The 8019-nt window shown below is 68.0% G+C and carries 6 protein-coding genes; 5 read left to right on the top strand and 1 reads right to left on the bottom strand.

The annotated features are described in order from the left end of the window. The 4 genes from A5652_RS10450 to A5652_RS10435 all read left to right on the top strand — a co-directional run. The coding region (locus A5652_RS10450) for a beta-ketoacyl synthase N-terminal-like domain-containing protein (RefSeq protein ID WP_304441770.1) at positions 1-3976 on the top strand (3976 nt) is incomplete at its 5' end. Positions 3977-4061: 85 nt separating this feature from the next. Further along, positions 4062-4460, top strand: coding sequence for a holo-ACP synthase (locus A5652_RS10445; protein ID WP_067350231.1), 399 nt, complete (start codon positions 4062-4064; stop codon positions 4458-4460). A gap of 10 nt (positions 4461-4470) precedes the next feature. Beyond that, positions 4471-5796, top strand: a complete 1326-nt coding sequence (locus tag A5652_RS10440) for a dipeptidase (RefSeq protein WP_067350228.1) — start codon at positions 4471-4473, stop codon at positions 5794-5796. Positions 5797-5889: 93 nt separating this feature from the next. Next, positions 5890-7257, top strand: a complete 1368-nt coding sequence (locus tag A5652_RS10435; RefSeq protein WP_067350225.1) for a cytochrome P450 — start codon at positions 5890-5892, stop codon at positions 7255-7257. A 56-nt stretch (positions 7258-7313) separates the two neighbouring features. On the opposite strand, the gene bcp is transcribed toward A5652_RS10435, so the two are convergent. Then, positions 7314-7787 (bottom strand): thioredoxin-dependent thiol peroxidase, encoded by a 474-nt coding sequence (bcp, locus tag A5652_RS10430; RefSeq protein ID WP_067350222.1) that lies wholly within the window; start codon positions 7785-7787, stop codon positions 7314-7316. A 104-nt stretch (positions 7788-7891) separates the two neighbouring features. Here bcp and A5652_RS26620 point away from each other — a divergent pair. Beyond that, a partial coding sequence (locus A5652_RS26620; RefSeq protein WP_156745263.1) for a DUF3618 domain-containing protein occupies positions 7892-8019 on the top strand: 128 nt, incomplete at its 3' end.

The raw sequence follows: 8019 nt of genomic DNA, 5'->3' as shown, positions 1-8019 counted from the left end.
CTCGGCCGCACCCGCCCCCGCCGCCGCGCCGACCGCGCCGTCGGGTGCGGCCCGACCGGACGACATCGGATTCGATGCCGCCGACGCCACACTCGCGCTGATCGCGCTGTCGGCCAAGATGCGCATCGATCAGATCGAGGAGCTGGACTCCATCGAATCCATCACCGACGGTGCCTCGTCTCGGCGCAACCAGCTGCTGGTGGACCTGGGTTCGGAGCTGAATCTGGGCGCCATCGACGGCGCCGCCGAAGCCGACCTGGCCGGGCTGCGCGCGCAGGTGACCAAGTTGGCACGTACCTACAAGCCTTACGGCCCTGTGCTTTCCGACGCGATCAACGACCAGCTGCGCACGGTGCTGGGGCCCTCGGGCAAGCGGCCCGGTGCCATCGCCGAGCGGGTCAAGAAGACCTGGGAACTGGGCGAGGGTTGGGCCAAGCACGTCACGGTCGAGGTCGCGCTGGGGACCCGCGAGGGGACCAGTGTCCGGGGTGGCGCCATGGGTCACCTGCACGAAGGTGCGCTGGCCGACGCCGCGTCCGTCGACAAGGCGATCGATGCCGCGGTCGCTTCCGTCGCCGCGCGTCGTGGCATCGCGGTCGCGCTGCCGTCTTCGGGCGGTAGTGGCGGCGCGACCATCGACGCCACCGCATTGGGCGAATTCACCGACCAGATCACCGGCCGTGACGGCGTGCTGGCCTCGGCCGCCCGCCTGGTGCTCAATCAGCTGGGCCTGGACGACCCGGTCGGCGCTTCGCCGGCAGCCACCGATGCCGAGCTCATCGACCTGGTCACCGCCGAACTCGGTGCCGACTGGCCACGGCTGGTGGCGCCGGTGTTCGAGTCGAAGAAGGCCGTACTGTTCGACGACCGGTGGGCCAGCGCCCGCGAAGACCTGGTCAAGCTCTGGCTGTCCGACGAGGGCGACATCGACGCCCGCTGGGTGGAACTGTCCGAAAGATTCGAGGGCGCGGGCCATGTCGTGGCCACGCAGGCCACCTGGTGGCAGGGCAAGGCCCTGTCTGCGGGCCGCCAGATCCACGCGTCGTTGTACGGCCGCATCGCAGCCGGCGCCGAGAACCCGGACCCGGGCCCGTACAGCAGCGAAGTAGCTGTGGTGACGGGCGCATCCAAGGGCTCGATTGCCGCGTCGGTGATCGGGCGGCTGCTCGACGGCGGTGCCACGGTCATCGCCACGACGTCCAAGCTCGACGACGAGCGGCTGGCGTTCTACCGCGGGCTCTACCGCGACCACGCCCGGTTCGGCGCGGCGCTGTGGGTGGTGGCGGCCAACATGGCGTCCTACTCCGACATCGACGCACTGGTCGAATGGGTGGGCACCGAGCAGACCGAAAGCCTTGGGCCGCAGTCGATTCACATCAAGGACGCGCAGACCCCGACGCTGCTGTTCCCGTTCGCCGCCCCTCGGGTCGCGGGCGACCTGTCCGAGGCCGGCTCTCGCTCCGAGATGGAGATGAAAGTGCTGCTGTGGGCGGTCCAGCGGTTGATCGGCGGGCTGTCGAAGATCGGCGCCGAGCGCGACATCGCGTCGCGGCTGCACGTGGTGCTGCCGGGTTCACCGAACCGCGGAATGTTCGGCGGTGACGGCGCTTACGGCGAAGCCAAGTCGGCGCTGGACGCCCTGGTGAGCCGTTGGCACGCCGAGTCTTCGTGGGCGGCCCGGGTCAGCCTGGCGCACGCCCTGATCGGCTGGACCCGCGGCACCGGGTTGATGGGCCACAACGACGCCATCGTCGACGCGGTCGAGGAGGCCGGCGTCACGACGTACTCGACCGACGAGATGGCGGCAATGTTGTTGTCGCTCTGCGACATCGAGTCCAAGGTCGCCGCGGCCGCGGCGCCGATCAAGGCGGACCTGACCGGCGGGCTGGGCGAGGCCAACCTCGACATGGCCGAACTGGCCGCCAAGGCCCGCGAGCAAGCCACCTCGGCATCGGAGGACGAGGCCGAGGCCGCCGGGGCCGAGGGCACCATCGCCGCGTTGCCGTCTCCGCCGCGCGGATTCGCTCCGGCACCACCTCCGGAATGGGCTGACCTCGACGTCGACCCGGCCGACCTGGTGGTCATCGTCGGCGGCGCGGAACTGGGCCCCTACGGCTCGTCGCGAACCCGCTTCGAGATGGAGGTCGACAACGAATTGTCGGCGGCGGGCGTCCTGGAGCTGGCCTGGACCACTGGCCTGATCCGTTGGGAGGACGACCCCCAACCCGGTTGGTACGACACGCAATCCGGTGATCTGGTCGATGAGTCCGAGCTGGTCGAGCGCTACCACGACACCGTGGTCGAGCGGTGCGGCATCCGCGAATTCGTCGACGACGGCGCGATCGACCCCGACCACGCTGCGCCGCTGCTGGTATCGGTGTTCCTGGATAAGGACTTCGCATTCGTGGTGTCCTCGGAGACCGACGCCCGCGCCTTCGTCGAGTTCGACCCGGAACACACGGTCATCCGGCCGGTGCCCGACTCCAGCGACTGGCAGGTCATCCGCAAGGCCGGCACCGAGATTCGGGTGCCGCGAAAGACCAAGCTGTCGCGGACCGTTGGTGCGCAGATCCCGACCGGGTTCGACCCGACCGTGTTCGGCATCAGCCAGGACATGGCCAGCTCGACCGACCGGGTGGCGCTGTGGAACATCGTCGCGACCGTCGATGCGTTCCTGTCGTCGGGATTCACCCCGGCCGAATTGATGCGGTGGGTGCACCCAGGCCTGGTGGCCAGCACCCAGGGCACCGGCATGGGCGGCATGACCTCGATGCAGACGATGTATCACGGCAACTTGTTAGGGCGGAGCAAGCCGAACGACATCTTGCAGGAAGTTCTGCCGAACGTCGTTGCCGCGCATGTCATTCAGAGTTACGTCGGCAGCTACGGCGCGATGATCCATCCGGTGGGCGCGTGCGCCACCGCGGCGGTGTCGGTCGAGGAGGGTGTCGACAAGATCCGTCTCGGCAAGGCGGAGCTGGTGGTCGCCGGCGGATTCGACGACCTGACGCTGGAGGCCATCATCGGCTTCGGTGACATGGCGGCCACGGCCGACACCGGCATGATGCGGGGCCGAGGCATTCACGACTCAAAGTTCTCCCGGCCCAACGATCGGCGCAGGCTGGGATTCCTCGAGGCACAGGGCGGCGGCACGATCCTGCTGGCGCGCGGTGACCTGGCGCTCAAGATGGGTCTGCCGGTACTGGCCGTGGTGGCCTATGCACAGTCGTTCGCGGACGGCGTGCACACCTCGATCCCGGCGCCGGGGCTGGGCGCACTGGGCGCCGGTCGCGGTGGCAAGGATTCGGTGCTGGCGCGGTCGCTGGCCAAGCTCGGGGTGGGCGCCGACGACGTCGCGGTGGTCTCCAAGCACGACACGTCGACCCTGGCCAACGATCCCAACGAGACCGAACTGCACGAGCGGCTCGCCGACTCGCTGGGACGTTCCGAGGGTGCCCCGCTGTTCGTGGTGTCGCAGAAGAGCCTCACCGGGCACGCGAAGGGCGGCGCGGCGGTCTTCCAGATGATGGGGTTGTGCCAGATGCTGCGCGACGGGGTGATCCCGCCCAACCGCAGCCTGGATTGCGTCGACGACGAACTGGCCGGCTCGGCCCACTTCGTGTGGGTGCGCGAGACGCTGCGACTCGGGGACAGGTTCCCGCTCAAGGCGGGGTTGGTGACCAGCCTTGGGTTCGGCCATGTTTCGGGGCTGGTCGCGCTGGTGCACCCGCAGGCCTTCGTCGCCGCGCTCGATCCGGAGCAGCGTGCGGACTACCAGCGGCGTGCGGACGCACGCCTGCTGGCCGGTCAGCGACGCCTCGCGTCGGCCATCGCCGGCGGCGCGCCGATGTACGAGAGGCCGCCGAACCGTCGCTTCGACAATGACGTTCCGGAGAAGCGTCAGGAGGCGGCGATGCTGCTGAACCCGAATTCGCGCCTGGGTGACGGCGAGGCTTACCAGCTCTCCGCCGGATGACGTCGGTGTATTGCCCGGCTCCTCGGCGGTCCGCAGCGCGGACCGCATCGTCGCCGGGCTCGGACATCCGTTAGCCTGGCGACCCATGGGAATTGTCGGTGTGGGGATCGATCTCGTCTCCATTCCTGATTTCGCCGAGCAGGTCGATCAACCGGGAACCGTCTTCTCCGAAACGTTCACCCCGGGGGAGCGCCGCGACGCCTCGGACAAGAGTTCGTCGGCGGCGCGTCACCTGGCCGCCCGCTGGGCCGCGAAGGAGGCCGTAATCAAGGCCTGGTCGGGGTCGCGGTTTGCCCAGCGTCCCGTGCTGCGGGAGGACATCCACCGCGACATCGAGGTGGTCACCGACATGTGGGGCCGACCCCGGGTTCGGCTCAGCGGCGACATCGCCAAACACCTGGCCGACGTGATCATCCACGTGTCGCTGACGCACGAAGGGGATACGGCCGCCGCGGTGGCCATTTTGGAGACGGCGGCCGACTAGCCTCGTGGGCATGAGCGATCTGGTTGAGCGCGTCCGCGAGGTGCTGCCATCGGTGCGGCGCGATCTAAAAGACCTGGTGCGCATCGAGTCGGTGTGGGCCGACCCGGGCCGCCGCGACGAGGTACACCGCAGCGCGCAGGCCGTCGCGGATCTGTTGACACAGGCCGGTTTTGGCGATGTACGCATCGTCAGCGAAGGAGGCGCCCCTGCGGTCATCGCTCACCATCCCGCGCCGCCCGGCGCACCGACCGTGCTGCTGTACGCCCATCACGACGTGCAGCCCGAGGGGGACCGCGGCCAGTGGGTGTCGCCGCCGTTCGAGCCCACCGAGCGGGACGGCCGGCTCTACGGCCGCGGAACCGCCGACGACAAGGCCGGCATCGCAACACATTTGGCAGCGTTTCGCGCGCACGGCGGTCGGCCGCCGGTGGGCGTGACGGTCTTTGTCGAGGGCGAGGAGGAATCCGGTTCCCCGTCCTTGGGCCGGCTGTTGGCCGCCCACCGCGACGCGCTCGCCGCCGACGTGATCGTCATCGCCGACTCGGACAACTGGAGTACCGAAGTCCCAGCGCTGACGGTGACGCTACGCGGCATGGTCGACTGTGTTGTCGAGGTCGCCACGCTCGACCACGGCCTGCACTCCGGGATTTGGGGCGGCGTGGTGCCCGACGCCCTGAGCGTGCTGGTGCGTTTGTTGGCAAGCCTGCATGACGACGACGGCAACGTGGCCGTCACCGGCCTGCACGAAAGTACGGCCGCCGCTGTGGATTACCCGCCCGAGCGGGTGCGCGCCGACTCCGGCCTGCTGGACGGGGTGTGCGAGATCGGATCGGGCTCGGCGCCGCAGCGGCTGTGGGCCAAACCGGCGATCACCGTGATCGGTATCGACACCACACCTATCGATAAGGCGTCGAACACCCTCATCCCACGGGCGCGGGCCAAGATCAGCATGCGCGTCGCGCCGGGCGGGGACGCCGCGGGGCACCTGGACGCGTTGACCGCCCACCTGCAAGAGCATGTGCCCTGGGGCGCACACGTCAGCGTCACCCGCGGCGACGTTGGTGAGCCCTACGCCATCGACGCCAGCGGCAGCGTGTACGACGCCGCGCGGGCGGCGTTCCGGCAGGGGTGGGGGACCGATCCGATCGACATGGGCATGGGCGGATCGATCCCGTTCATCGCCGAGTTCGCCGAGGCGTTCCCGCAGGCGAAGATCCTCGTCACCGGCGTGGAAGATCCCGCGACGCAAGCCCACAGCATCAACGAGAGCCTGCATCTGGGCGTGCTCGAACGCGCGGCCATCGCCGAAGCGCTGCTGCTTGCCAACCTGGCCTGAGGGGAAACTCCACCGCCAGAATGCTTAACGAGACCGGCAGTCTCGTCGCATACTGCTTCTAGATGCAGCCACTCGTCCGCAGGAGACGCCACCGTGAGTACGGAGAACACCCTGACCGGCGACGCCGGCAAGACCAACCGTTACCACTTTGATCGCCACACCCCGGAGTACCGCGAGCGGTTCACCGCGATCACCGAGGAGATGCACGCCAGGTGCCCGGTGGCGTGGACCGACACCTACGACGGGCATTGGGTGGCCGCGGGCAACCGGGAAGTCTTCGAGCTCGCGCGATGCCCGCACGTATCCAACGACCACGACGTGACGGGTGAAGGCACCGGCTATAAAGGCATCACGATCCCCACGCTGAAGCAGGGCAACGGCGTCCGGGGCGGCATGCTCGAGATGGACGAACCCGAGCACTCCGCCTACCGCAGCATTCTCAACCCCTATCTGTCGCCGGCTGCCGTCAAGCGCTGGAAGCCGTTTGTCGATGAGATCGTGCGGGCGAGCATCGACGAGAAAATCGAAGTCGGGCGGATCGACTTCGTCGACGACCTCGCGAACGTCGTGCCCGCCGTCCTGACTCTGGCGATGATGGGCGTTCCGCTGAAGAAGTGGCAGCTGTATTGCGAGCCGGCCCACGCCGGCGTTTATACCCCGGCCGATTCCCCGGACGCCCCAAGGGTTTTGGAGCAGACGATGGCGATGGGGGCGGACCTGTTCAACCACCTCCTCGAGATCCGCGAGAACCCACGCCCCGGAATAGTGGACGCATTGGCGAGGCTGAAGATCGACGGCGAACCCGCTCCCGACGCCGAACTGCTCGGAATGCTCAGCTTGATCATCGGCGGAGGTTTTGACACGACGACGGCGCTGACCGCGCACGCACTCGAATGGCTGGGGGAAAATCCCGAAAAGCGCGAACTGCTGAGGCAGGAATCAGAAACGCTGCTCGACTCGGCGACCGAGGAATTCCTGCGTTACTTCACGCCCGCTCCGGGCGACGGTCGCACCATCGCCGCCGACCTCGAAATTGCGGGCACGAAGTTCAAGGAGGGCGATCGCCTGTGGTTGTCCTGGGCGATGGCCAACCGCGACCCCGCGGTGTTCCCCGAGCCGAATCGGTTGGACCTGAGCCGTAAGAACAACCGGCACTTCAGCTTTGGGCTCGGCGTCCACCGCTGCATCGGCTCCAATGTCGCACGTGTCGTGTTCAAGTCGATGCTCACGGCGGTGCTCGAGCGGATGCCCGACTATCGCTGCGACCCCGAGGGCACGGTGCACTATCGGACGATCGGCGTGATCCAGGGCATGCAGCACCTTCCGGCGACCTTCACCCCCGGCAAGCGGCTTGGGCCGGGGATCGACCAGACGCTGGAGAAGCTGCAGCGGATCTGCGACGAACAAGGAATCGCGCGGCCCATCACCGAGTACACCGACGCCGCCGTCATCGGCGACTGACTAGACCGGATGGTGGCGACCCGCTTCGCCCGGCTTGGCCGCGCTTGCGATCGCCACTAGACCGACAGGTCGCGGCGAAGCTTGGCGACATGGCCCGTCGCCTTCACGTTGTACTGCGCGACCGCGATTTTGCCCTTCTCGTCGACCACGAAGGTGGAGCGGATCACGCCGGTGACCGTCTTGCCGTACATCTGCTTCTCGCCGTAGGCGCCATAGGCCGTCAGGACCTTGCGGTCGGGGTCGGACAGCAGCGGGAACGTCAGCTTCTCGGTGTCACGGAACTTGGCAAGCTTCTCCGGCTTGTCGGGGGAGATCCCGATGACGTCGAGGCCGGCGCCGTTGAGCTCGGCCAAGCTGTCCCGAAAGTCGCACGCCTGCTTGGTGCATCCCGGCGTCGACGCGGCCGGGTAGAAGTACACGACGACGCGACGTCCCTTGTAGTCGGCCAGCGACACCTTGTTGCCGTCGGCGTCTGGCAGGCTGAACGAGGGCGCTTTGTCGCCGGGTGCAAGCCGCGTGGTCTCGGTCAAGGTAACTACCTTTCTGTTCACCGGAGCGTCGAGGTTACCGCCAGCTGATCTAGGGTAGTTCGGGCAGGTGTAGGAGCTGGATAGTGGGCGACTTGGAGGACACAGTGGCGGACCGGGACCCCGAAGCCATCAAGCAGGACATCGACGTCGCCCGTGATCAGCTGGCGGCCACCGTCGACTCGCTTGCCGACCGGGCCAACCCCCGGCGCCTCGCCGACGGCAACAAGGTCCG

The sequence above is a fragment of the Mycobacterium sp. 1165178.9 genome, from assembly GCF_001673555.1.
Taxonomy (GTDB): domain Bacteria; phylum Actinomycetota; class Actinomycetes; order Mycobacteriales; family Mycobacteriaceae; genus Mycobacterium.
This window is presented reverse-complemented; position numbering and strand designations above follow the sequence as displayed.

What these genes read in the sequence shown, in the direction of transcription:
- A5652_RS10445 (WP_067350231.1), top strand. Translation starts at nt 4,062, where the DNA reads ATGGGAATTGTCGGTGTGGGGATCGATCTCGTCTCCATTCCTGATTTC.
- A5652_RS10440 (WP_067350228.1), top strand. Translation starts at nt 4,471, where the DNA reads ATGAGCGATCTGGTTGAGCGCGTCCGCGAGGTGCTGCCATCGGTGCGG.